Origin of the sequence: Algoriphagus sp. NBT04N3, from assembly GCF_019443765.1 — a bacterium.
Taxonomy (GTDB): Bacteria; Bacteroidota; Bacteroidia; order Cytophagales; family Cyclobacteriaceae; genus Algoriphagus; species Algoriphagus ornithinivorans.
The window spans coordinates 2,058,903-2,084,467 of sequence record NZ_CP048415.1; the positions used below are offsets into that span (position 1 = coordinate 2,058,903).

The following is a 25,565-nucleotide window of genomic DNA, read 5'->3' on the forward strand; positions in this document are numbered from 1 at the left end:
GGGAGTATTTAACAATTGGAATCAACTATTGAATCGGTTACCACTGCAGATAATTCAAAGAAAAAATAAACTCTAATCACGTGAAAAGATTACTGACCACCACCCTAATTCTATTACTCCTCGTTTTTCAAATTCAGGCACAAAATCTGGATTTGGAAAAACTTTCCAAAAAAGACGGTTTTGTTACCTTTTATCTAGATGAAGAAAAAGGGAAAATTTACCTGGAAATAGACAAACCTGATCATGAATTTCTTTATGTAAGTTCTCTTACAGCCGGTGTAGGATCAAACGACCTGGGATTGGATCGCGGTCAGTTGGGAGACACCAGAATAGTGGAGTTCAGAAGATCAGGAAATAAGGTTCTCTTGGTTCATAAAAACTATGATTACCGCGCTTATTCTGATAATCCTTATGAGGTCAAATCCATTCAGGATGCATTTGCTGAATCCGTTTTATGGGGATTTGAAATCAGCCAAAAAAATGGAGATAAGCTAATTGTAGATGCTACCTCCTTTTACATGCAGGATACCCATGGAGTGGCAGACAGGCTCAACCAAAGAAGACAAGGGAGTTTTAAAGCCGACGCCTCCCGATCTGCATTGTACTTTCCTATGACCAAAAACTTCCCGAAAAACACGGAAGTTGAAGCCATCATAACCCTTACTGGAAATGCTACTGGAGCCTTGATCAGATCAGTTACTCCTAGTCCAGATGCAGTTACCGTTAGACAAAGACACTCATTCATTGAGTTGCCTGATGATCAATACGAGCCAAGAGAATTTGATCCGAGAGCCGGATTCTTTTCCATCAGCTACATGGATTTCACGACTCCAATTTCAGAGCCTATCGTTAAGCGTTTTATATCCAGACATAGATTAGAAAAGAAAGACCCGACAGCAGCGGTTTCAGAGGCAGTTGAACCGATTGTGTATTATTTGGATCGTGGTACACCTGAGCCTGTGGCATCTGCCTTGATCGAAGGTGGAAATTGGTGGAATCAGGCCTTCGAAGCAGCTGGATTCAAAAATGCCTTTAGAGTTGAATTGGCGCCTGAAGGAATGGACTTGATGGATGTAAGGTACAATGTGATTCAGTGGGTGCATAGATCAACGCGTGGCTGGTCATATGGTAGTAGCGTCAGAGATCCTAGAACAGGCGAAATCATCAAAGGTCATGTTTCTTTGGGTTCACTTCGTGTAAGACAGGATTATTTGATTGCTCAAGGTTTACTTCAGCCCTTTGAAGATGGAAAACCTGTCGATCCAAAAATGCTGGAAATGGCACTTGCAAGATTAAGACAATTATCTGCCCATGAAATTGGACATACTATTGGTTTGGCTCATAGCTACGCGACCTCCGCAGTAGGTAGGGTTTCAGTAATGGATTACCCCTATCCTTTAATTACTCAAAACGCTCAGGGTGAATTGGATCTAAGCAATGCTTACGATGATAAAATCGGAGCTTGGGACATGTGGGCAATAACCTATGGCTATGGATATCCTTCTCAAGGTCAGACTGAAGAGACATTTTTGAATAACACCTTGGAAAAAACTTATGCTGAGGGGTACGAATTTATTACTGACTCTGATTCTAGGGACCCAAGTGGAGCCCATCCACGGTCGCATTTATGGGATAATGGCGAGTCTGCTCCCAAAGAGTTGATGCGAATGCTAAGCATCCGGTCCAACAAATTAAAAACCTTTGGTTTAAATGCCATTCCTGATGGTACGCCGGAAGCTTTACTTGAAGAAGTTTTGGTACCGCTTTATCTCATGCACAGGTATCAAGTTGAAGCCACCAGCAAGTTGATTGGAGGTTTGGATTACACATACAAAGTCAAAGGTGATAATCAAAAAAGACATCAGTGGATTACAAAAGATGCTCAAATGGAAGCATTAAATGCATTGCTCTATACCATTTCCCCGGATCAGTTGGAAATCCCAAGTGACATCCTTTCTCTAATTCCTCCAAGACCTTATGGATATGGGAAAACCAGAGAAACATTTGTTTCAAGAACTGGACCTGTTTTCGATCCGATAGCTCCAGCTGAAAGCGTTGTAGATTTAACTTTCAGCTTCCTTTTCGAATCCGGCAGAGCTAACCGCATTTACCTACAGGGCTTACAAAGCAGTAGCCTTCCTGGATTTTCGCAAGTTTTAGATCAAATCTCAGGTCAGGTATTTACAGCAAATTTACCGGAAGGTTTGAAAGGCGAAATCAAACTGATGACAGAATCCAAATTGGTAGATCAGCTTATCTCCTTGGCTAAAAACAAAGAAGTTTCCAACACAGTAAGAGCATTAGTGAGATCAAAATTGGGCATGCTTTCCAGTGGGAATGCTAAGCTTACTGCTAGAAGCGGCAGTGCATTATTGGCAGCTCACTCTAAATATCTGGAAGATAAAATTTCAGCATTTCTAGAATTGCCTGAAGAACTCACAGTTCAGGAGAGCCTTAAAGTTCCAGACGGAGCACCAATCGGCTCAGATATCATGAGCTGTGATATGGATTATTAAATCTTCCCTTGGGGCTGTCTCGAAAGTGATTTTGTCACATTGAGTGAAGTCGAAAGGTTGGCCTTTATAGTAGAAACGGCCTTCGACTCTGATCAGACTGACATTAATACGAATATGAGACAGCCCCTTTTCTTTTTCATTTTTTCTTCTTTCGTTTATCGATCCGGCACAATTAAGTAACTTAGAGTTTGCTTTTAAAAACCTGAGTTTAGAGGAACCAAAGAATCAGGAGACTGTTATTTACCCGAATAAAAATCTGAAAAAATGAGTAACCCACTTTTGAGAGAGTTCAATACTCCATTTGATACAGCACCCTTTGATAAAATTAAAACTGAACACTTTATGCCGGCGATCCAGGAAGGAATCCGTCTGGCTAAAGAAGAAATAGAGTCCATTAAGTCCCAAGCCTTGCCAACTTTTGAAAATACTATCGAGGCACTCGACCTAGCGGGCAAAAAATTGGGAATTATTTCGGGAATTTTCTTTAATCTCAACTCAGCTGAGACCTCGGATGAAATCCAAAAATTGGCAAGAGAAATATCCCCTCTCCTAACTCAGCACAGCAATGATATTCTTTTAGACAAGGATTTATTTCTGAGAGTTCAGCAAATTTTCAAGCAACAGGATGAACTCAAACTTAGCCCTGAACAAAAAACTTTACTGGAAAAAACATATAAGGCATTTGTACGAAACGGTGCCAATCTATCTGAAGAAGATGCAGATAAACTGAGAAAAATTGACCAGGAATTGGCCCAATTATCATTGCAGTTTGGAGAAAATGTATTGGCAGAAACCAACAAGTTTGTTCACTTTGTAGATAAAGAATCTGAAGTAGAGGGACTTCCTGAAAGTATCAAAGAGGCTGCAGCGCAGACAGCTGAAGAAAAAGGGAAAGCTGGACAATGGGCTTTTACATTGGACTACCCTTCCTACATCCCTGCCATGACCTATCTGAAAAACAGGGAGTTGAGAAAAAAACTTTTCATCGCATATAATACCAAGTCTTCCAAGGGTGATGAACTTGACAATCAGGAAACGATCAAAAAAATCCTAAATCTCCGTCATCAAAGAGCTCGTTTGCTGGGTTATTCCTCTCATTCTCATTTTGTATTGGAAGAGCGGATGGCCAAAAGTCCAAAGGCAGTGATGGATTTTTTGGAGAACTTACTGGTTCAGGCAAAGCCAAAAGCTGAAGAGGAACTAGAGGAGCTCAGCAAGTTTGCAAATGATCTGGATGGTTTGGAAAGATTGGAAAAATGGGACTTCGCCTATTATTCCGAACTTTTGAAAAAGGAAAAATATGAATTGGACGATGAGCTCCTTCGCCCATATTTCCAGTTGGAAAATGTCATTGATGGAGTTTTTCAAACTGCCGGAAAACTATACGGTCTTAAATTCAAAGCCAATCAAGAAATTCCAGTTTACCATAAAGACGTCACAGCCTACGAGGTCCAGGATCTTCAAGGCAATCATATTTCCGTTTTTTATGCGGATTTCTTCCCAAGACCTGGAAAGAGAAACGGGGCATGGATGACCAGCTACAAGGGGCAATTCAAGTTAGAAGGGAAAGACCAAAGACCTCATGTGTCCATAGTCTGCAATTTCACCAAACCTACTAAGAGTAAGCCAAGCCTTTTAACTTTCAATGAGGTCACTACCCTTTTCCATGAATTTGGACATGCTTTGCATGGAATGCTTGCAAATAGTAAGTATGAGTCCTTATCGGGAACTAGTGTGTTTTGGGATTTTGTTGAGCTTCCATCTCAGATTTTCGAAAACTGGTGCTATGAAAAAGAGTGTTTGGATTTGCTTGCCAAGCATTATGAAACCGGAGAAAAAATCCCTGAAGATTTGATCGAAAGAATCAAAAAAGCTTCAAACTACTTACAAGGCTATCAAACGGTAAGACAGATCAGTTTTGGGCTTTTGGACATGGCCTATCATAGCCAGGATCCTTCTCAGATTGAGGATATTTTTGATTTTGAGAAAGAGGTAATGAAAAAAACAGAATTGCTTCCATCTGTTCCGAATACTTTGATGAGCACTGCATTTTCACACATATTCCAGGGAGGCTATTCATCTGGCTATTACAGTTATAAATGGGCCGAAGTATTGGATGCCGATGCATTTGAGCTATTTCAGGAAAAAGGAGTTTTTGATGAGGAAACGGCCAAATCATTCCAAAAGAATATTTTAGCAGCTGGAGGAACCGAGCATCCTTCAATTTTATACAAAAGATTCAGAGGAAGAGACCCACAGCCGGATGCTTTGATGCGGAGAGCTGGGTTAGTGAAAAAGCAGTAGTTCTTAATTTTATTAAACAGAGAAATACGATTTAAATGAGCATCAAGAAGCTTGAAATTCCGACTTATCTGAGTGCTTTATCCGTGATGGTCTTCATCATCGTATTGACCTTCTTTTTGATTGTCGGAAAAAGCCTTTTGATCCCTCTTTTTCTAGGTGGGTTCTTCGCAATCCTTTTTACTCCTTTCAGCAATTGGATGGAGAGTAAGAAAGTACCGAAAATTCTATCTTCGGTCATCTCTCTATTATGCATGACCTTAATTGTGGGAGGTCTTTTATCATTTATTGTTGGGAATGTGGCCTCATTTACCAGTGACTTCGATGATGTCACGAGTAAAATAAATACCTATGCCCAGCGAATAGACGAGTGGACCCAATCCACTTTTCAAATGGATTATGAGGTAAGAAATAAAGCCAATACTGATTATCTCAAAGGATTACTTAAAGAAAATAGCTCTAGCATTTCAGATTTCGCCATGAAAACTGTGGGATCTCTTTCGGGATTGGTTCTTATACCAGTTTTCATGTTCTTTTTTCTGCTGTATAGGCATCATTTGACTCAAATGATGATCATGATCTATAGAGATAGGGATCCCAACTTGGTGAAAATGCGAATCACCAGTTTGAGAAAGGTGATTCTACACTACATCGTGGGAGTAGGAAAAGTTATGATCATCTTGGCTATTTTGAATATTTCGGCATACTCAGCACTGGGAATCAAACATGCAATTTTCTTCGGAGTCTTAGGAGCATTATTGAATATCATACCCTATGTAGGCCCTTTTTTCGGAGTTCTCCTTCCTGTCATTTATTCCTTTTTGACTAAGGACAGTCTGTTTTATCCGGTTGCTGTTATTGTTTGTTACCAAATTATTCAAATGCTGGAGGGCAACTTTCTAACTCCAAAAATTGTAGGAGGCAACGTTAACCTCAATGCATTCATCACTTTTTTGGGATTATTAATTGGCGGAACAATTTGGGGAGTTGCTGGTATGATATTGGTAATTCCTGCAATGGCGATCTTACGTGAAATATTTGATTTGAGCGAAACGACCAAGCCATTTGCTTACCTCATGGGTGAGGAAAAAGAAAAGACAGAAGAAAATGAAAAGCCTGAAGCTGAAAATGAAAGTTCAGAATAACATACTAACCCTAATTTTGATCCTTTTTTTAATTGGTTGTGATTCTGATGAAGACAGAAAAGGTCGCTTCCTTTTGAAAGGGAATGAAAAATTGGAAGAAAATGATCCTAAATCAGCTTTAGGATTTTACCAGGAAGCATTGGATATTGATTCCACTTATGCAGATGCCTGGTTCAACAAGGCAGTGGCTCATTTACAATTAAACCAGCTGGAAGAGGCTATTGCAGATTTTTCCCAAGCCATCAGATACAAAAACAATTATGTGGACGCTTACTTCCAAAGAGGGCTGAGTTATTTGGATAATGGAGAATTTTATAAAGCCCGTACCGATGCCGAATGGATGACCACAAACAACTCGGATAATTGGCAAGGCTTCTTTTTAAGTGGCTTGGTAGCAGAAAAACTGGAGGATTATGAACTTGCTCTCATTTCTTTTCAACAAGCCTTGGAACTTAATCCTGAAAATTCAGATCTATTAGTCAATCAAGCTACGATTTATTATTATCAAGATGAATATGCTAAAGCTTCAGAATTATTGGATAAAGCGGAGCAGATAAATCCAAATGAACCTAATCTTCATAATCTTAGGTCTATGATTTCCTTTGATGAAGGAAATTATCAGCTGGCCTTAAATACTGTAGAAAAAGCGATAAGCCTTAACAATAGAGAAGCCTATTATTACAATAATAAAGGATTATACCTTCTATTCCTGGGAAAGGAAGAGGAAGCTTTAGATCTTATTAATCAAAGTCTTCAGATGAATTCTAATAATCCTTTTGCTTTGAGAAATAAGGGGATTTATTATGTGATGACAGGAGATAAAATATCTGCTATGTCGTATTTGAAAGAATTGTATGAAGATTATCCTGAGATGGATTTACTGGAAGAATACTATCAAAAAGCGCTAGAACTTTAATTTTTCTCAGAAATTACTTCCTTGATTTTCTTGAGGAGTTCAGCTGCGTCAATTGGCTTTGCTACAAACCCATCAAAGCCACATTCCTCTATTTTCTCCATGATTTCCAGTTTGGCTGCAGCTGTTAAAGCTATTACCGGAGTATCAATATTTTTCTTAATCTCTTGAGTGGCTTCAAAGCCATCCATAACTGGCATTTGGATATCCATCAAAATACAATCGTATTGATGATCTTTTAAAATCTCAACTGCCTGGGCTCCATCTCCTACTCTGTCAAAAGTATATCCCCACTTTTTGATAATTTTCCCTAATACCAAGGCATTGACATCATTATCCTCTGCCATCAACAAATGAAGCTTTGAAAAGTCCTGAGTTGAACCTATAACAGGCTTCTCCACCTGAACTTCCTGATCCGAAACTTCAAGCTCTAATTCGAAGAAAAAGCGGGAGCCCTTACCAACTTCAGATTCCAAAGCAATGGTACTTCCCATCAGGTTTAATAATTTCCTGGTAATAGATAGTCCAAGCCCGGTTCCTCCGTATTTGGTACTGAAAGTTGGCTTTACCTGATCGAAATCGTTGAAAATCTTCGTCTGATTTTCAGGTGCGATTCCAATTCCCGTATCTTTTACTTCAAAATATACTTTGGCTCTGCCATTCTTTAAATCCAGAAGTTTAATGCTAACATCCACATTTCCTTCATGAGTAAACTTGAGAGCATTGGTTATCAAGTTATTCATGATTTGAGAGAGTCTGGTTTTATCACCATTTACCCTCATATCCAAACCTTCACTGAGGTGGAGCTGCAAATCATTTTTACTATCTCTTGCGTGGAAAGATAGCCCTTTCATCACTTGCTCTACCAAATTTCTCAAATTGAACGGTGCTTTCTCAATAGTCAGTTTGCCTGCTTCGATTTTTTGGAAATCAAGCAAATCATTGATCATAATGATCAGATTCTCTACAGCAAAATTTATCGTGTTTAAAGCACTCTTTTGGGAGGTATTTGGATTTTCCTGCAATAAGGAATAAACAGATCCTGAAATCGCATTCAATGGAGTTCTCAACTCATGGCTAATCATAGAAAGGAAGTCAGACTTGATTTGACTGGCTTTTTCCGCTGTTCTTCTTGCCTCGTCGAGTTTGGATTCAAATTCTTTTTGTTGGCTGATATCTGTCAAATATCCATACCAAACCATATCTCCATTTTCCAGTGCTTGTGGTCTCGCAGCACCTAATACCCATCGATATCCTTCAGAATCGGAATTGTCTTTCACTCTAAACTGACATTGCCAAGGCTCTCCTTTTCTGGCAGAGGCCACCGAAGTCATGATCACTTGTGGTAAATCATTTGGATGCACTCTGGAAATAGCTCCTGAAATATCCTCAAACTTTTCAATTTCAGTCTGAGTAAGTCCCAAAACTGAGGCAATACCTCTGGAAAGGAATGAGAAGCTCATTTTTCCGTTTTGATCCAAAACTAATTGGTAAAGGCCTCCTGGAACTTGCTCAGTCAAATTCATCAAGAAATCACTGCTTTCCTCAAGAGTCTTCTCCAGAGTCACCTTCTCAGAAATATTTCTAAAAGAAAGCACCACAAAGCTTTCCTCTTTCTCTTGCAAAGACTTAGCTGCTACCTCTAAAGTGAGTTGCTTGCCCAGATTACTGATCAGTAATGTGGAAAATCGTCTGGACCCTTCCTCGTTTGCTGGTATATCAATCCAGTCTTTCCACTCATCACTCTCTTCAAAAAGTACATTGAGATCACTCAAATGCTCAAATTCCCTGTTCTCTTCTACTCCCAAAAGTTTTTTCGCCTCTTCATTGCAGAGGTAGATTTCCCCACCCGGTCGAGCTACAAGCATCGGGTCTGGGGAGCTTAAAAGAATATTTTTGAGCAGTTCTCCTGATCTCTCAATATTTTTCTTTTCAGAAAGATCAGATAATACGCCCAACCAAAAACCTGTTCCCTGAATGGCATCGTGGTATTCCGCCACAACCCCCAATTCAGATTCAAGTAATTCAAATTCCAACTTTTTCTCGCTCCTTTTATCGGTCAGTTTCTCTGAAAAGGAATTTTCAAAATTGACTTTTAGATCCTCCTGCTTTTCAAAAATTAGGTTGGCAACCGCATCGTATTCAAATGAAGAGCTCTCGGGATCAAAAGACCATGTAGCTACTCTAGCTAATTCCGAACCTTTTTTTCTAAGCTGATTGAGTCTTTTTGTTTTTACAGATTCACTGTAAAACTCAGTTTTATCCCTCCCTATTAAATAAAAATATTCAGCCGTAAACTGGACTGAAAACTCTAAATACTTATATGAACCATCTTTACATTTTACCCGTGATTCAAAGAAACCAAGTTCATCCTGCTTTCGCTTACTCTTCCAAAATGATCTGATTTTTTCTAAATCCTCTTCATGCAGATAGGGACAAAGACTGGTATTCATCAATTCCGCTGGCTCATATCCCAGAATTGGCTTTACCGCGGCATTCAGATAAGTCAGGAAATCATGCTGACCGATAGCAATTAGGTCTAGGCCATTTTTAAAAAACTGCTGAATCTCACGCTTACCCGGAAGCCCATGAGTTTTAACTTCCTTTCCTTTATAAAACAAAAAGTAATTAGAAGAACTTTCCTGGGGAAGCTCCAGACGAAAAGAATAATCCTTATCACCATGGGTAAGAATCAGTTCCTCTTTAAAAATGTATGCATTAATATCTAACCCTAAGCCTACAAGATTTCTTTCTTTGAGACTTTCTCCAATAAATTCCTCAAAGGATTCATTGGCATAAAAGATATTGTACGGATAGGTATCATCAGCCAAAAACACCATTTCCGAAGACTCGTAAATGATCTTTTTAAAAGTACTGTTGATACCCCTTTCTTGCATTTGATTAGGTTTTTGAATGAATTGAAGTCCTACTTTTTTATTCCTAGAATCATCCAATTCATATTCATAGGGTAAACATACAGCAATTTGTATTTCATAGCAAGTTTTTTACTTTTCAAACCCAAAAAAATGTTTTAAAAATTATAGAAATAGCCAATTTTTGCCCATAAGCGGGTTCTAAAGCCTTCTTGGAAAAATCCATCTGTTCTATAATCGATACTATATTCAAGTTTTTGCTCTTCATTGATCAATTTTCCTAAGGTAAACACTAGTCTATTTTCCAATTCAAACTCCCCATCCTGCAAACTGAAAATCGGTTCATTGGAGAGTACCAGATAATTTTCGCCCGGATCTAGGGTTTTTCCATCCAAAGGAATATCCAATGCCACTCTATATCTCAACCTCCACTCTAAAGACTCTCCTCGTGTAGTAGTTTGATCCGTCCGAATTCTGTGAGCTATTCTCAAAGATCTTAAACGCTGGAGAAAAGCCATCTGCTGAATAATCCTATTGGCATTTGCACCGTCCTGAATTCTATGAAAAGCACCGATAGCCAAATTGATCACAGGACTTGCTTGCCAACTATAAAAACCCATCAAATCAGTACGGTAATGTCTTACATCCCATTGCTCCCCTTCTCTAGCTGTGTTTCTAAAAAAGGTTTCCTGATTCTCAATCTTAAAATTGACCTTCTTCCCATTCGAAAGACTTTTGGTAACCGCAGCCTCCGGAAAGAATCCAAAGAAAAAAACTTGCTCCTGAGCAAATAGTTTTCCTAAAAACGAAAAAAACAAGAATAAAACGAGAATATACTTTTTGAGACTTGAATTCAAACCCAAACTTCCTCTTGCTCTCTCCCTTTCAGAAAATTGCAAAAGAAAAGTCAATTTTTTTTCAATTCTTGATAAGGAGGATTTAGAATTCGTTTCAGGTCTTTCCACTTTCATCAAAAAATCAGGTTATCCATTATTCTCACTATTACGACCCGCTTGGATATAAATTTCCCCTGAGCGTCAAAGGTGGCTTCCCATATTTCTTCATCACCATCTTTTTCCTTACCTATATATTCTATCTCATATTGCTCCAGAATATTCTCCACTTCATTCTCATCAAAAAAATCCTCCAAATCATCTGGCTCACCTGAATACTGCCTTTGGATTTTTATCAATTTGAAATCACTATAAGTTTCCTCCCAATAAGCAGTAAGATTTTTTTGAACCTCTGGCTGAATTTCGTCCAAAGGTATTTCAATTTCCACATCCTGAATGATTCCCAAAGAATCAAATTCCACACTGAAATACCTGCCATCCTTAAAGAATTTGGCTTCAAAGGAATATCCTGACTCAAAAAATTCCTGATACCATTTAGGCTTTTTTATTTCTTCGAATGCATCATATAGCCATTCGATTGCAGCTTTAGGAACTGCTTTTTCGTCAACTCTTTTTTCCCTTTCTATTTTTTCCTGCGAAAAACATAGAACAGGAATCAAACAAACTAAGACTAAAATTAGCTTTCTCATATATTGCATGTCCAAAAATAAAAAAAACCGTGGTCTTATAAACCACGGTTTCTATCATTAGGATTGAAGTAAAATTATAAACCTGCTTTGATTAAGTTCAATGCAGATCCTGCTTTGAACCATTCAATCTGTCCTTCATTATAGGTATGATTTACTTCAATTGTGTCAGAAGAACCATCAGCATGGTTTAAAACAACCTGAAGAGACTTTCCTGGAGCGAATGATTCCAATCCAAGAATATCAATAGAATCATCCTCCAATACTTTATCATAATCGGCAGCATTCGCAAAAGTCAATGCCAGCATGCCTTGCTTTTTCAAGTTGGTTTCGTGGATTCTGGCAAAGGATTTTACCAAAATAGCTCTCACTCCCAAGAATCTTGGCTCCATTGCAGCATGCTCTCTGGACGAACCTTCACCGTAGTTTTCGTCTCCTACTACGACAGTTCCGATTCCATGCTGCTTATAATGTCTTTGAGTTGCAGGAACTTCTCCATATTCTCCAGTCAATTGATTTTTTACCTTGTTGGTAGAATCATTGAAAGCATTTACTGCACCAATCAACATGTTATTGGAGATATTGTCCAAGTGGCCTCTGAATCTCAACCAAGGACCTGCCATGGAAATATGGTCAGTAGTACATTTTCCTTTTGCCTTGATCAAAAGCTTCAAGCCTTTCAGGTCAGTACCTTCCCAAGCTGGGAAAGATTCCAAAAGTTGCAATCTTTCTGAAGTTGGAGAAACAATTACATCTACTTTGGATCCATCTTCTGCAGGAGCTTGGTAGCCTGCATCTTCTACTGCAAAGCCTTTGGTTGGCAATTCCAATCCTTTAGGCTCATCCAGTTTCACTGATTTTCCTTCCTCATTAACCAAAGTGTCAGTCAGTGGATTGAAAGTCAAATCACCGGCAATTGCCAAGGCTGTTACGATTTCAGGAGAAGCCACAAATGCGTGAGTATTTGGATTTCCGTCAGCTCGCTTCGCAAAGTTTCTGTTGAAAGAAGTGATAATGGAGTTTTTCTCCTGCTTTTCAGCACCATGTCTTGCCCACTGTCCGATGCACGGACCACAAGCATTGGCCAAAACTACTCCTCCCATTTTTCCAAATGTATCCAAGAAACCATCTCTGTCAACGGTGTATCTTACCTGCTCAGAGCCTGGTGTGATTGTGTATTCAGATTTGGCAACCAACTTCTTGTCCACAGCTTGCTGTGCCAATGAAGCAGCACGGGAAATATCTTCATAAGAAGAGTTGGTACAAGAACCGATCAAGCCAACCTCCAATTTTGCTGGCCAACCGTTTTCCTTAACTGCAGCTGCAAATTTGGAAATAGGCCAAGCCAAGTCCGGAGTGAATGGTCCATTCACATGTGGCTCCAATTCAGAAAGGTTGATTTCAATCACCTGATCGAAGTACTGCTCAGGATTTGCATATACCTCGTCATCTCCTGTTAAGTGAGCTGCAATGCCATTAGCCAACTCAGCGATATCAGCTCTGCCAGTTCCCTGAAGGTAAGCGGCAGACTTCTCATCATAACCGAAAATAGAAGTGGTAGCACCAATCTCAGCTCCCATGTTACAGATGGTTCCTTTACCTGTAGCAGAAAGAGATCTAGCACCTTCACCGAAATATTCTACAATTGCTCCGGTTCCACCTTTTACAGTTAGAATACCTGCAACTTTCAAAATAACATCTTTGGCTGAAGTCCATCCAGACATTTTTCCAGTTAACTTCACACCGATCAGCTTTGGAAACTTTAGTTCCCAAGGCAAGCCTGCCATTACATCACAAGCATCCGCTCCACCTACACCGATGGCAACCATTCCCAAACCACCCGCATTTGGAGTATGAGAATCTGTTCCAATCATCATTCCACCAGGAAAAGCATAATTCTCCAATACTACTTGGTGAATAATTCCAGCTCCCGGTTTCCAGAATCCAATTCCGTACTTATTAGAAACTGAAGCTAAAAAGTCGTAAACCTCTCGGTTTTTATCTTTTGCTTTATTCAAATCTTTTTCCGCACCAACTTCTGCCTGGATCAAGTGATCACAGTGAACAGTTGAAGGAACAGCCACCTGATCTCTTCCGGCTTGCATGAATTGCAAAAGTGCCATCTGAGCGGTAGCATCTTGCATGGCAACACGATCCGGCTTAAAATCCACGTAGGATTTTCCTCTTTCGTATGCCTGTGAAGGGGTACCCTCACTTAAGTGTGAATACAAAATCTTCTCTGTCAGGGTAAGTGGCCTACCAACTGCCTTACGGGCAGCAGCTATTCTTTCAGGATAGCGGGCATACACTTCCTTGATCATTTCAATATCAAAAGCCATTGTATTGGATTTAGGTGTGTAAAAGGTTCAAAATTTTCGGTGCAAATATAGGAACTTCAAGCTGAAAAAGATAACCAGACAAAACCTCAAAACAGGGGTTCATCCTTATTTAAAACCATTTTAGACTAGAGTAGCTTCTTTAGAAGAAAAAGTAGACAGAAAAGGCCAAAAAGAGCGTTCCCATCAAAAACAGCCAAGAGGTATACCTGAGTAAATCTCTGGCATTTAAACCGGTAATCGCCAAAAGCGGTAAGGCCCAAAATGGTTGCAAAAGATTACTGATTTGATCTCCGTAAGAAAATACCATGATTAATTTTCCGGAATCTAATCCCATGGACTTACCAACCTCCATGATTACAGGTCCCTGTACTGCCCACTGACCTCCTCCAGATGGCACCAATAAATTCACAATCGCAGCAGAGAATAAAGTCAATACTGGAAAAAAGGACTGGCTGGTGGTTTCCAGAAAGAAAAGCGAAACAGATTCCAATAATCCAGAATATGTCACCAAACCCAAAATCCCCGCATAGAATGGAAACTGAATGAAAATATCTACCGAACTCTTGATTCCTTCCGTAGTTGCTTCAGTAAAACTTTGAAGATTTTTATACAAGAATAGTGTAATTCCAAAAAGCAGAAAATTCACCAAGTTTAAATTCAGAAAACCTAGTCCTAAAGCATCCAATTTTAAAAACTGTAAGCCAAAAACAAGAAGAATCAACAGCCCTGTCCACCTAGCCAAATTCCCAATTTCACCTTGAGAAATTGGTCTAAGTGGATGGCTATAAGTGGGTTTATGATAGGGATAATCTTTGCGGGAAAGAAAAATCAAGGTCACTAAGAAAACCAAGATTAATCCGCCTGTCATTGTCACATTGAAACTGGTAAAAAGTGTTTCTGATACTGAAACAGTACCAATTTGATTGGCTAAAAAATGTCCTTCTTCAGCGACTTTTAAAGGTGCGGAAGCTGAAAGTCCTCCATGCCAAACTGCCATTCCCAAATACCCGGAAGCTCCTAATAATGCTGGATTGATTTTAATCCCTTTATCTTCCATGGCCAAATAAACAAACCTTGCCAATAATGCTCCAATGATCAATCCAAAGCCCCAGTTTAAAAGTCCCGCTACCATGGTGATAGAGGCAGTGAACAAGATTGCATATAGAGGGCTGGAAGGGATCTTCGAAATCTTTCTCAAATAAGCATGGATAGGTTTAAAAATAGCTATGGCATAGCCAAAAACTAAAATCATCATCATCTGCATGGTGAAATCCAATAAACTGAAAAAGCCATCTTTCCAGAAATTCAGGGATTGCAAGATGCTATCCCCTGCTGATTGCCCCTCTCCTATCAAATTGAAAACAGCTATCAGGAAGCAGAAAAGGCTTAAGGCCAAAACAATGCTAAAAGGTGAAATAATTGAGGCTTGATTTTTTTCTGATTTCAAAGATTTTGAGTTTATTAGTTAGACCGTTAAAGTAGCATCTTTTGAGTACTCACCCAAAAATTCAAAATACTGCTACTTCAATTCGCTGAATGCAAAAATAAATGGAATTTATCCACAACGCATTTTCAATCTCATTAATCATTTCCAGTCTTCTGGTAGGTGGGCTTTCAATATACATCGCTTTTAAACTAAGTGATTCAACCAGGTGGATGGCTCTGACCATGTTTTTAATGACTATCTGGGGATTTTTCTACGGATTAGAGCTGGCGAGCAACAGTTTGGATCAAATGATCAATCTAATTTATCTTGAATATATTGGCATATCGTTCATCCCTGCCTCCTGGATAGTATTTTCTTTGATTTATACCGGGTATAAAAAATGGTTGAGACCCCTAATTCTCATTCCGGTTTTTTTAATACCTGTTACCACATTTTTGATGGTATTGACCAATGGTCACCATCATCTACACTACAGCTCAGTCGGTATTTCTAATTCCGGCCCCTTTCCTTTGTTGGAATTGGAAGTTGGGCCTTGGTATTTAGTACATACCTTTTATTCGTATATTGCTTTTCTTTTGGGTACTTTAATCTTGTGGGGAAGATTTAAGAATGCTGACCCCCTTTATCAAACTCAAAGTATTTTTCTGATTGCCTCAGGTCTTTTTCCTGTCATTTTCAACCTTCTTTATCAAACAGGGGTAATCAAGCCATTTTCAGAAATAGACCTGACGCCATTTGCATTCCTTTTCACCTACATAATATTGGGGTTTGCCATCATCAGGTATCAACTTTTCAGCTTGAAACCAGTAGCCCAAAATCGGATTATGGAGTCCCTGACTGTGGGAGTATTGGTTTTTGACGGCAATGAAAAATTAATCGATTTCAATCCGGCTACTAAACAGTTTCACCTCGATCCAGGCAAAATAAAAATTGGCGTTGCTGCATCTTCTTTGTTTTACGACAATGAAGCTATTTATAACATCATCCGAAATGTAGAAGAAAAAATAATTTTGATCAATACAGTAAAAGATGGACAAGAGTTAAACTTACGGGTAAAATCAATCCCCATGCTAGATAAGACCTCAGGGTTTTACGGTGTAATTATACTTTTAGATGATCAGACCGATCAACTAAAAGTAAATAAACAGCTAAGGCAACAGGCGAATGATTTGATTCAGCTGAACGAGCTAAAAGACAAATTTTTCAGTATTATTTCCCATGATTTGAAAGGTCCTATTTTCGGTGTTAAGGAGTTAATCCATATGACCCAAAGTAATATTATCAGTAAGGAAGAATTTTACACTATGCTTCCTGAAGTTTCCAAAAATATGGAGCAAGTAGCCATTCTTTTGGAAAACTTATTGGCTTGGGCAAGCAGTCAGTTAAGAGGGGAACATATTCAAATCCAAAATTTTAATATCGTCACTTTACTTACGCAGCAGCAAAAATTATTGGATAGAATAGCCCGGGAGAAAAGAATTGAAATCATACTGGAAAGTGAAGAGATCATAGAAATTTTAGCAGACCGTAATATGATTGATTTGGTGTAGAGAAATTTGATCAACAATGCCGTAAAATTCTCCTCAGCCGGTGGCAAAATAAAACTGACCGCAAAAAGACTATCCAAAGAGGTCAAAGTCTGTATAAAAGATTCTGGAGTAGGTATTTCAAATGAAAACCTGAAAAAAATCAGAGAGGGAATTTCATTTACGACCAGAGGTCTGAATAATGAAAGCGGAACTGGCCTTGGTTTGGTTTTGGTGAGAGAATATGTTAAAAAGAACAATGGTAAACTTGAGGTAGATTCTATTTTAGGAGAAGGAACTACCTTCTGCCTTTATCTTCCTCTCAGCAATTAATCTTCCAAGTTTGTTAAAAACTCTAAGGTATCCACTCCATCTGCATAATCCCAAAGTTCTGGCATTTGAGCTTGGCCAAAAGGGACGCTTGCAATTCCATGATCAATATTCCCCACCACGCACTGGATTTTAGAACTGAGGCTATCTATTTTTCCAGTTAAAGCTTCCTTGGATGAATACAATTCATAATAGAGAACAGCTATTGGAGAAACGAGATCTTGGCTTTCCTTCAGGATCAAAAAACCATTATCCAAATGCGAATCTTGATTAACGAGGTAAATGGACTTGTTGTAATCGTAATTATTCAAGTATTTATGATGCTCTGCCTTTTCAGCGAAAATCTGAAGTTCTTTCAATAATTGCTGCAATTGCTCTTCATTTCTGATGAAAATTTTCGAGACATTTCTACATCCCAAACCATAATAGCTAAAAATATCTTTGCCTAAGTTGACTAAGTCATCCCGATTTTCATCCCCTTCCAAGATGGCTACCGAAGTTCTGTTTTGCCGAATAACTGATGGATATTTTCCGAAATAGTAGTTGAAATATCTGGCGGAATTATCTGAACCTGTAGCGATGTAGGCGTCTTTGTTCTTCAACATATCACTGAATTCAATCAGATTTTCGAATTCAGGTTCGAGTTGGATCAATTGCTGCAAAAGCCACTTCATAAGGACTTCATCTGCAGAACTTAATTTTGCACTGAGTTTATTTCCAGAAAGAAGCCCCGTCATGGCATCATGAAAACCTACCGCCGGGATATTACCAGCCATCAGGACTCCCACGTCTTTTGGAGACGAATATTGAGGGAATTCGTACTTGGAAACCCATTCTCGTAACTTGGACTCTTGTAGCATAAATGCCAACCCATTCAGCGCCTGCTCGCAACTTTCAGCAGTAAACCAGTTGTTTCGATTTTCTGATCTTCTGAATAAATCTTCTTTTTGATTTGGTGCTAGGTTTGAAAGTAATGTTCCGAGAGAAGCAAAAGCCTTGATTCTTTTTTCCAATTCCATCATGCCCGCAAATTTACCAGAAACCCTTAGAACAAAATAAGAATTATTTTAAATTAGTTAGTATGACAACTTTTTATTGTGGGTCTGTGTTAAGCTTATTACTTTTGGAACAAATAGAGTGAGTTATGGCAATAATGATAACAGACGAATGCATCAATTGCGGTGCATGCGAACCAGAATGTCCGAATACAGCAATCTACGAAGGTGGTGTAGAATGGACTTGGGGAGGCGGAACAAGCCTTAAAGAAGTAACATTAGAAGACGGAACAGTTGTAGATGCGAATGAAAAGCAGGAGCCTGTTTCTGATGAATTCTATTACATCGTCACTGCAAAATGTACGGAGTGTAATGGTTTTCACGAAGAGCCACAATGTGCTGCAGTATGTCCAGTGGACTGCTGCGTAGATGATCCAGATCATCGGGAAACAGAAGAAGAGCTACTTGCTAAAAAAGCAATGATGCATGGAGAATAAAAAAGGCGTATCAACGCCTTTTTTTGTTTTAATGCTGATTTTTCTTGGACTATTTTAACTATTTAATTTTGTAGGAAGGAATCAATATTCTGTTGGGCTGAGTTGTTGGTTAGCAATTCAAATTACCAATTAATTAAATTTTGCAGTGTCCTTGCTTTTTCGAATTAAGCTGAACTAGATCGTTACTACTCCTGCCTTCCATTTATATAAAATCTCAATGGTCACATATTTTTCTAATCATTGACAATTCCCTTTGGATTAAGTCTGTCAAAATGAGCTTAGCTTTTTTTAGTCTATTATTTATGTATTTGAAATACAAAAAATATACTTTTTTATGATAAATCACTTTAGGAAACTAAGAAAAGTAATATAGTTTCTTTCAATTATATATTTTAAGCATACCTAAAAATTGGAAATAGCACAGTGTATTTTTATATTTAGTGTATGAGCGGTTAAAAAATCGGTTTAAAACATGTCTAATTTGAAATGAAAAGGCTTAGCTATAATAAAATCGATTCTGAAGTTTTTAATTATGATTTACTGAATATTTCTGATCCCGATTTTTTCGAAATTACCAAATTTTCAGCCGAATTATGTGAAGTTGAGTACTCTCTCACTACTCTGGTTTACAAGAAACAATTAAAGTTCAAATCTTCATTCGGACTTGAGGACACTGAATGCTCCATTAACGATTCAATTTGTAAATATGCACTATTGAGTGGGGAGTCTATTTTTATCGTTGAGGATGCTTTGGAAGAAACCCGATATTCAAAAATTAGAGATATTTCAAAGAAAACTAATGTAAGATTTTATGCTGGGGTACCTTTATTTACAAATTCAGGAATAGCGGTTGGTACTCTTTGTGTCTTTGATAATTCACCGAAAAAGCTAGATCCATTTCAAATTTCAAGTTTGAAATTGATGGGTAAACAGATATCAAGGGTTTTTGAATTAAAAACGAAAAATTCGCAATTATTAAGCTACCAAAACAAGCTAATTAAATCTAATGAGCATTTCCAAACAATCCTTAAATCTTCAGGACAAGAGTTGTGGGATTATGATCTCAGAAAAAACACTCTTTTTATATCTGAAGGTTTCAAAAGGAGAATTTCCGCATCCGGAAAAGATAACAATGAAGTTTTTTTAGAAATTTTAAATCGAATTTCAGAAAAAGAATATGAAAAGATATATGCACTTTTTGGAGAAGCGCTAAAAGATCCAAGAAGAAGAAAAGTCAAATTTTTTACTCAAATCAAAAAAGACAATCATGAGCATTTTAACCTCAAATGTCTTGCAATTCTCAAGAGAGATAAATTCAATAAGCCTCAACAAATTCTTGGAACCGTAGAGTTTTTAGGAAAAGATTACATATTGGGCGTTCTTGAATCAATTGAAAAAAAAGTAATCAAGTCTAGTGTTCAGGGAAATTTATCCCTAGAAAAGATTTTTGGCAATTTTATACAACAAGTGGAAGCAATTTTCCCTTCGTTGATTTTTTCAATCATGAAGGTTAAAAATAATAGACTATACAACTTTGTTTCACCAAGCTTACCAAAGTCGCTGGTTGATTTGTTTAATGGAATTCTTATAGGTCCTGATGCTGGAAGTTGCGGTACCGCAGCCTATTTAAAGAAAAAAATAGTAAGCTCCTCAATTCTTTCAGATAGTAAATGGTCAAAATATCATGCTCAAATTAAGATAGAGGAAATCAGATCTTGTATTTCGATTCCTATCCTTAATAACAAGGGAGAGCCTATCTCGACTGTGGCAATTTATTTAAAAGAGGAACGACACCCTAATAAACTTGAGCATTATCTGATCGAAAGAATTTCTCGTCTAATTACAATTCTTCTTCTCAAATTTGAATATTTAAAAAGTTTGGAGATAGCAAATGAAAGGTATGAGTTCGTAAATAAAGCGACCAATGATGCAATCTATGATTGGGATTTAACGAATAGTAAAATTCATTTTGGTAGTAGCTTTTTTAGACTAATTGGATTCAAAGAGAATCAATCAAAATTCAGTAGAGCTGATTTTGTAAGTTTGATACACAATAAAGATCTCCATTCATACAAAAAGAGTCTATTTTCTTTTTTTAGCCAGAGAAATAAGAATCAATGGAGATTTAGCTTTAGAATTAAAAAGGAAAACGGCGAATATGCTTTTGTCGACGAAGTAGTCTATGCGCTAAGAGATCCAAATGGAAATCCGACAAGGCTAATTGGCGTTCTTAGAGATTTGACTTCTGAGAAAATTATTGACCTACAGAAAAAAGTTCAATTACAAATCAGTACGATTTTTAGAAATAGAAAAAAAAATCTTAAGGAGATATTAAATGAGGTCACTCAATATTTAATTGAATTGAGCGATTTTGAATTTGCCGAGATTTGGCTTACTGATTTAGAGAAGCAAAAAATCAACCTAGTTTCAAATTCCACAAATTCTATAGCAGCAGGTAAATTCTATTCTTATCCTGAAAAAATTGAAGAGTTATTTATAGGACAAGGGTTACCTGGTCAGGTATGGCAGAATAAATCGTTTTTGCATTTGGATGAGAAAGACTTATCTAAAAAATTTTTGAGAATAAATGCTGCAAAATTTGCAGGTATTAAATCTACCTATGCTATTCCTATTCTAAATAAAAAGGACTTTGTAGGGGTGATTTTAGTTGGCTCTAATCTTTCTAAAATTGATTTTTATGGGGATAATCTTTTTTTATCGGAGTTGGGAAATTATTTGGGAGCTGAAATAGTAAGAAAGTCACAGGAAGAAGAATTAAATGCTTTTTTTTATCAAGCACCTGACCTTATGGCGGTACTTTCCTCCGATTTCTCCTTAGTAAAAATCAACCCTTCTTTTTGCAAACTTTTAAATTTCAAAGAATATGAGCTAGTTAATAAATCAATTTTGGACCAAATAGACGAGAAAGATCATTCCCGTATTAAGGAGTTTAAGCCTGACGATAAGGCTGTAATAATAAGGTTTGGTTGTAGAGATGGGCAACAAAAGCTGATTTCGTGTACGCTCTCCGGTCAATTTGGTAGAGGAACTTACTCATTCCTATACGGTAGAGACGTTACAGAATTTAAGAAAATGGAAAAGTTGCTGGAACGAGCAAGTGAAATTTCCAAGATGGGCGGTTGGAAATTCACTTTTTCAAATCGTAAAATTTATTTGTCTAATCAATCAAAAGAGATTTTGCTACTACGAGGACCAAATATATTTTCCTCAAAAAAGTTAAAATCCGTGCTTGGAGAAAAAGTATTTCAATCAATCAAACAAAAAATATTTGAAGCCAGTAAAGCAAACTTAGCATTTGATTTTGAGGAATTGATTTTAGATGGACAAAGAAATGAAAAATGGGTGAGGATAATTGGTGCCATTGAACATGAAGGTGAAAAGTGCTCTGCCATTACCGGAAGTATCCAAGATATTGATGAAAAAAAGAAAACAGAAATCCGCTTAAGGGATGTATCCAATAATGTTCCAGGAGTGATTTTTCAGTTTTATTTAAATGTAGATGGTTCCTATTTTATTAAACATGTAAGCTCTGGAAGTAAAGAAATTTGGGGTTTAAGCCCCAAAGAATCTGAAAATAATCTATACATAGTATGGAAAGGAATTATTTCTGGAGGTGATTCGAAAAAACTTAAAAAAGATATTCTTGATTCTGCGAAAAACCTCCAAAGGTTTAAATCTTCGTGGAGATTCTTAAATAAAGAAGGAAGAATCGTTCACCATGAAGGATTCGGAAACCCTGTAAAAAAACAAGATGGTTCTATTGTATGGGACACATTGATCGTTGATGCGACTGAACAATTTCAACTAACCGAAATGGCTCGGAATATTGCCAAAATAGCAAAGATTGGAAGTTGGGAGGCAATAATTGAGGGTGGTCAGATTACAGGTTATAAGTTTTCAACCATCCTTCTATCAAATCTGCAATATGAAGGGAAATCACCCTCATATTTTACTGATTTTCTTGAGTTTACAGATAAAAAAAATGAGTTTGAATTTAGGAAGATTCTAAAAACTTCATTTTTGAAATCTGGATCGCATAAAAGAGATTTCTCTGTGATTACGAGAAATAAAGTCTTAAAGTGGATTCATTTTGTAGTGAAATCCGAAATTATTGAAAATCAGCCAGTCAGAATCTTCGGTTATATTCAAGACATTACTTCACAAAAGCTTGGAGAGATTCAAATTCAAAAAGCTCTTAATGAAAAAAATAAAATATTAGAAAGTATAGGTGATGGATTTTTTGCTTTGGATTGGAATGGACATGTTAGCTATTGGAATAAGTCAGCAGAGGATTTAATCAAAATAAGCAGAGAAAATTGTCTTGGAAAAAGTATATGGCCACTATTTTCTGTAGATACCAGAAAGAAATTCGCTAGATTTTTTAGACTAATTCAAAAAAGGAAGACTAATCACATTCACAAACAAGAATATTTTTCGGATTTTGAAAAATGGTTTGATATAAACATATATGTTTCTGAAGTTGGTTTTTCAGTATTTTTCACTGACGTTACTAAAAGAAAATTAGCAGAGGAAGAAATAATTCAGTCAAACGAAAGATTTATAATTATTTCTAACGCAACGACAGATATAATTTGGGATTACGATATAATAAAAGATAAATTTTTTATCAGTGATAGTTTCTACCGCTTAGTCGGCCTAAACAAAAAAAGTAATATCATATCATTAGAGGATGCCTCTAAATATGTTTGTGATGAAGATCGACGAAATATTTTTAATGAACTATGCAAAAGCTTTCAAAATAAAGATGAGAATTTTTTTAAAAATGAGTTTAAAATTAAAGCGAAAAATAATGACTATGCATTTGTTATAAATCGGGGTACCATTATAAGAAATAAAGCAGGAAAGGCTATAAGAGCTTTAGGATCAATGACAGATATTTCTTTTCAGAAGGAATATGAGGCATCTTTAAGGAGGTTAAATGATACCCTGAGACAAAAAGCCTTGGAATTGGAAAAATCAAATAAAGAGCTAGAACAATTTGCCTATGTAGCCTCCCATGATTTACAAGAGCCCTTGAGAATGGTCAAAAGCTTCATGGGACTGTTAAAAAAGAAATATGAAAACTCTTTAGATGCAAAAGCAAAGCAATACATTGATTTTGCGGTAGAAGGTTCCAATCAAATGCGAGCAATCATTTTGAATCTACTTGAATTTTCAAAAATTCAGCAAGAAGAAATTACCTTAGAATTATTTGACATCAGAGATATTTTCGATTCATTGATGATAAATCTTAATAGAGATATAAAGGATAAAAAAGCAGAAATTTTAATATCAAGTTCTATCCCTATTTATTCGAATAAGTCTATGCTTTTTCAGGTATTTCAAAACCTAATTAGTAATGCACTTAAATACTCGGATCCTTCAAGAAAACCAGTAGTTGATATCTCTATTACACAAAAAGATCAAGCTTATATTTTTAAAGTAAGTGATAATGGATTAGGTATGAAAGAGGAATATTTAGATAAAATTTTTGCATTGTTCTCTAGACTCCATACCAAAAACGAAATACCTGGCACCGGATTGGGTTTAGCTATTGTTAAAAAAATAATTGAAAAATTGGGAGGAAAGATTTGGGTTGAATCATCAATAGGAGTCGGCTCAACTTTTTTCTTCGAAATCCCGGCTAGAGCTCATGAAAGTAGTAATGATTGAAGATAACTTAGGGGATATCCTGCTAACTCAAGATACATTTGAGGAGCTTGGAATTGATATCGACCTGACCACCTTTAACGATGGAGAGTCTGGTATGCGTTATTTCAAAGAGTTATCAAAAAAAAACCTGAGTAAAAACTCCCCAGATTTGGTCATATTGGACATAAATCTACCCCAAAAAACTGGAATAGAAATCCTTCAGTTTATTAGAAATGAGATTTCTGACCCAAACTTTAAAGTTGTATTTCTTACTTCGTCAAATGCCAATCAGGATGTTAGAGAAATTAAAAGGTTAAATGCCGATGCCCACTTTTTAAAACCCTTAGACTCAGATGAGTTTCTAGAATTTTATGAAAAAATGAAGGATGAAGCCTTTAGGATTAAGCAATAATAAATCGGAAACCAAGGCGGAATATTTGAAACCCATATCTTTAACCCAAGATTCCTAAGCTACTCTAGATTTGCAATCTCGAGTTCCTATCGAAGGATTTGTAATCCTTAAGAACCCTCCAAGGGTTGGTCAAAAAGATGATAAAGGCATTTTTTTATCAACTACCTAATTCGATGAATCTCTTATAGGGTTAAAATGAGATTCTCGAATGTCTTGCTGGCAAGTTTAATTGGTTTCCAAACATTGATCTCGGACCAGCGCTGGGGAACCAAACTCAATTTATTTTCTAAGAAATCTCCGCTCCTTCGGAGCTTTTGGAAGTATTATTTCAAAAGCCTTTAGTTACCATCTAATTAAGAGAAATTCAATATGGATCAAATATTCTAAACCTCTCCTGAGGTTCTTTGAACCATGAACAATTGAACAAAAAACATCAATGCTAGCCTAAAGCTTGGAGCATCAATTACTCAATTAATCAATTACTCCATATCTCGCCGAAGGCATATCTTAATCTATCTTGAAAAATATCTTCTCTATTGCAACTCAAAAATTGTGTTGGGAATAAATATTTCGCTGAGGGCGTATTTCTAAGCTACTCGAGATTTGCAATCTCGAGTTCCTATCGAAGGATTTGTAATCCTTAAGAACCCTCCAAGGGTTGGTCAAAAGATGTTAAAGGCATTTCTATACAAACTAGTTAATTTGATGAATCCTTTGGAGGATTAAAATGAGATTCTCGAATGTCTTGCTGGCAAGTTTAATCGGTTTCCAAACATTGATCTCGGGCCAGCGCTGGGGAATTTGTTGCTCATATCTTTACCCCGAGTTGCACTCGGGGCTAAAATATTGTCGCTCCTTTGGAGCTTTTGCTATTAGTTTGACTTGAGGTCTATCTTACCAAATGCTTTTCTTGGTAATATCTTAAGGAATATTCTTTCAAAATATCGAGAGTTCTGTAGTATTTCGCCGAAGGCGTATTTCTATCTATTTCTACTGTTTTTCTTTAGATAAATATCTCGCCGAAGGCGTATCTTAATCATATCTTGAAAAGTATCTTT

Annotated in this window: 15 protein-coding genes; 9 read left to right on the forward strand and 6 right to left on the reverse strand. The window is 37.1% G+C overall.

The genetic code is table 11. The features are described 5' to 3' along the window. Window positions 1-80 precede the first annotated feature (80 nt). From GYM62_RS08990 to GYM62_RS09005, 4 genes are all read left to right on the forward strand, one after another. Window positions 81-2,516, forward strand: coding sequence for a zinc-dependent metalloprotease (locus GYM62_RS08990; RefSeq protein WP_219959154.1), 2,436 nt, complete (start codon window positions 81-83; stop codon window positions 2,514-2,516). A 264-nt stretch (window positions 2,517-2,780) separates the two neighbouring features. After that, window positions 2,781-4,820, forward strand: a complete 2,040-nt coding sequence (locus GYM62_RS08995; protein ID WP_219959155.1) for a M3 family metallopeptidase — start codon at window positions 2,781-2,783, stop codon at window positions 4,818-4,820. Window positions 4,821-4,855: 35 nt separating this feature from the next. Continuing rightward, a complete protein-coding gene (locus tag GYM62_RS09000; protein ID WP_219959156.1) occupies window positions 4,856-5,962 on the forward strand; it encodes an AI-2E family transporter in 1,107 nt (368 codons plus the stop codon). Further along, on the forward strand, window positions 5,925-6,878 hold the full coding sequence (locus GYM62_RS09005; protein WP_219959157.1) for a tetratricopeptide repeat protein: 954 nt from the start codon (window positions 5,925-5,927) through the stop codon (window positions 6,876-6,878). The genes GYM62_RS09000 and GYM62_RS09005 overlap by 38 nt, the downstream gene beginning before the upstream one ends. On the opposite strand, the gene GYM62_RS09010 is transcribed toward GYM62_RS09005, so the two are convergent. The 5 genes from GYM62_RS09010 to GYM62_RS09030 all read right to left on the reverse strand — a co-directional run bounded on the left by GYM62_RS09010 (window position 6,875) and on the right by GYM62_RS09030 (window position 15,074). Further along, window positions 6,875-9,772: an ATP-binding protein gene (locus GYM62_RS09010; protein WP_219959158.1), complete on the reverse strand. Its 2,898-nt coding sequence runs from the start codon at window positions 9,770-9,772 to the stop codon at window positions 6,875-6,877. The genes GYM62_RS09005 and GYM62_RS09010 overlap by 4 nt on opposite strands. A 134-nt stretch (window positions 9,773-9,906) precedes the next feature. Continuing rightward, on the reverse strand, window positions 9,907-10,719 hold the full coding sequence (locus GYM62_RS09015) for a DUF2490 domain-containing protein (RefSeq protein ID WP_219959159.1): 813 nt from the start codon (window positions 10,717-10,719) through the stop codon (window positions 9,907-9,909). Beyond that, entirely contained in the window at window positions 10,719-11,291 is a 573-nt protein-coding gene (locus tag GYM62_RS09020; protein ID WP_219959160.1) for a hypothetical protein, read from the reverse strand. Before GYM62_RS09020 ends, GYM62_RS09015 begins: the two co-directional genes overlap by 1 nt. 74 nt (window positions 11,292-11,365) lie before the next feature. Beyond that, window positions 11,366-13,627, reverse strand: a complete 2,262-nt coding sequence (locus GYM62_RS09025) for an aconitate hydratase (protein WP_219959161.1) — start codon at window positions 13,625-13,627, stop codon at window positions 11,366-11,368. A 139-nt stretch (window positions 13,628-13,766) separates the two neighbouring features. Then, entirely contained in the window at window positions 13,767-15,074 is a 1,308-nt protein-coding gene (locus GYM62_RS09030; protein WP_219959162.1) for a TIGR00366 family protein, read from the reverse strand. A gap of 101 nt (window positions 15,075-15,175) precedes the next feature. On the opposite strand from GYM62_RS09030, the gene GYM62_RS09035 reads away from it, so the two are divergent. After that, window positions 15,176-16,624: a histidine kinase N-terminal 7TM domain-containing protein gene (locus GYM62_RS09035; protein WP_219959163.1), complete on the forward strand. Its 1,449-nt coding sequence runs from the start codon at window positions 15,176-15,178 to the stop codon at window positions 16,622-16,624. Between the two features lie 6 nt (window positions 16,625-16,630). Next, on the forward strand, window positions 16,631-16,933 hold the full coding sequence (locus GYM62_RS09040; protein WP_219959164.1) for a sensor histidine kinase KdpD: 303 nt from the start codon (window positions 16,631-16,633) through the stop codon (window positions 16,931-16,933). On the opposite strand, the gene GYM62_RS09045 is transcribed toward GYM62_RS09040, so the two are convergent. Next, a complete protein-coding gene (locus GYM62_RS09045) occupies window positions 16,930-17,952 on the reverse strand; it encodes an acyl-CoA reductase (protein WP_370627666.1) in 1,023 nt (340 codons plus the stop codon). The genes GYM62_RS09040 and GYM62_RS09045 overlap by 4 nt on opposite strands. A 122-nt stretch (window positions 17,953-18,074) precedes the next feature. On the opposite strand from GYM62_RS09045, the gene GYM62_RS09050 reads away from it, so the two are divergent. The 3 genes from GYM62_RS09050 (at window position 18,075) to GYM62_RS09060 (ending at window position 24,507) form a co-directional block, all read left to right on the forward strand. Continuing rightward, on the forward strand, window positions 18,075-18,422 hold the full coding sequence (locus tag GYM62_RS09050) for a 4Fe-4S binding protein (RefSeq protein WP_091649774.1): 348 nt from the start codon (window positions 18,075-18,077) through the stop codon (window positions 18,420-18,422). Between the two features lie 486 nt (window positions 18,423-18,908). Then, window positions 18,909-24,116, forward strand: a complete 5,208-nt coding sequence (locus tag GYM62_RS09055) for a PAS domain S-box protein (RefSeq protein ID WP_219959165.1) — start codon at window positions 18,909-18,911, stop codon at window positions 24,114-24,116. Further along, a complete protein-coding gene (locus GYM62_RS09060; protein WP_219959166.1) occupies window positions 24,097-24,507 on the forward strand; it encodes a response regulator in 411 nt (136 codons plus the stop codon). Before GYM62_RS09055 ends, GYM62_RS09060 begins: the two co-directional genes overlap by 20 nt. Window positions 24,508-25,565: the final 1,058 nt, after the last annotated feature.

Excerpts from the sequence above, each read along its gene's own strand:
- GYM62_RS09005 (WP_219959157.1), top strand. The coding sequence starts at position 5,925 with ATGAAAAGCCTGAAGCTGAAAATGAAAGTTCAGAATAACATACTAACC.
- GYM62_RS09050 (WP_091649774.1), top strand. The coding sequence starts at position 18,075 with ATGGCAATAATGATAACAGACGAATGCATCAATTGCGGTGCATGCGAA.
- GYM62_RS09020 (WP_219959160.1), bottom strand. The coding sequence starts at position 11,291 with ATGAGAAAGCTAATTTTAGTCTTAGTTTGTTTGATTCCTGTTCTATGT.
- GYM62_RS09000 (WP_219959156.1), top strand. The coding sequence starts at position 4,856 with ATGAGCATCAAGAAGCTTGAAATTCCGACTTATCTGAGTGCTTTATCC.
- GYM62_RS09055 (WP_219959165.1), top strand. The coding sequence starts at position 18,909 with ATGAAAAGGCTTAGCTATAATAAAATCGATTCTGAAGTTTTTAATTAT.
- GYM62_RS09035 (WP_219959163.1), top strand. The coding sequence starts at position 15,176 with ATGGAATTTATCCACAACGCATTTTCAATCTCATTAATCATTTCCAGT.
- GYM62_RS09025 (WP_219959161.1), bottom strand. The coding sequence starts at position 13,627 with ATGGCTTTTGATATTGAAATGATCAAGGAAGTGTATGCCCGCTATCCT.
- GYM62_RS08995 (WP_219959155.1), top strand. The coding sequence starts at position 2,781 with ATGAGTAACCCACTTTTGAGAGAGTTCAATACTCCATTTGATACAGCA.
- GYM62_RS09060 (WP_219959166.1), top strand. The coding sequence starts at position 24,097 with ATGAAAGTAGTAATGATTGAAGATAACTTAGGGGATATCCTGCTAACT.
- GYM62_RS09010 (WP_219959158.1), bottom strand. The coding sequence starts at position 9,772 with ATGCAAGAAAGGGGTATCAACAGTACTTTTAAAAAGATCATTTACGAG.
- GYM62_RS09015 (WP_219959159.1), bottom strand. The coding sequence starts at position 10,719 with ATGAAAGTGGAAAGACCTGAAACGAATTCTAAATCCTCCTTATCAAGA.
- GYM62_RS09045 (WP_370627666.1), bottom strand. The coding sequence starts at position 17,952 with ATGATGGAATTGGAAAAAAGAATCAAGGCTTTTGCTTCTCTCGGAACA.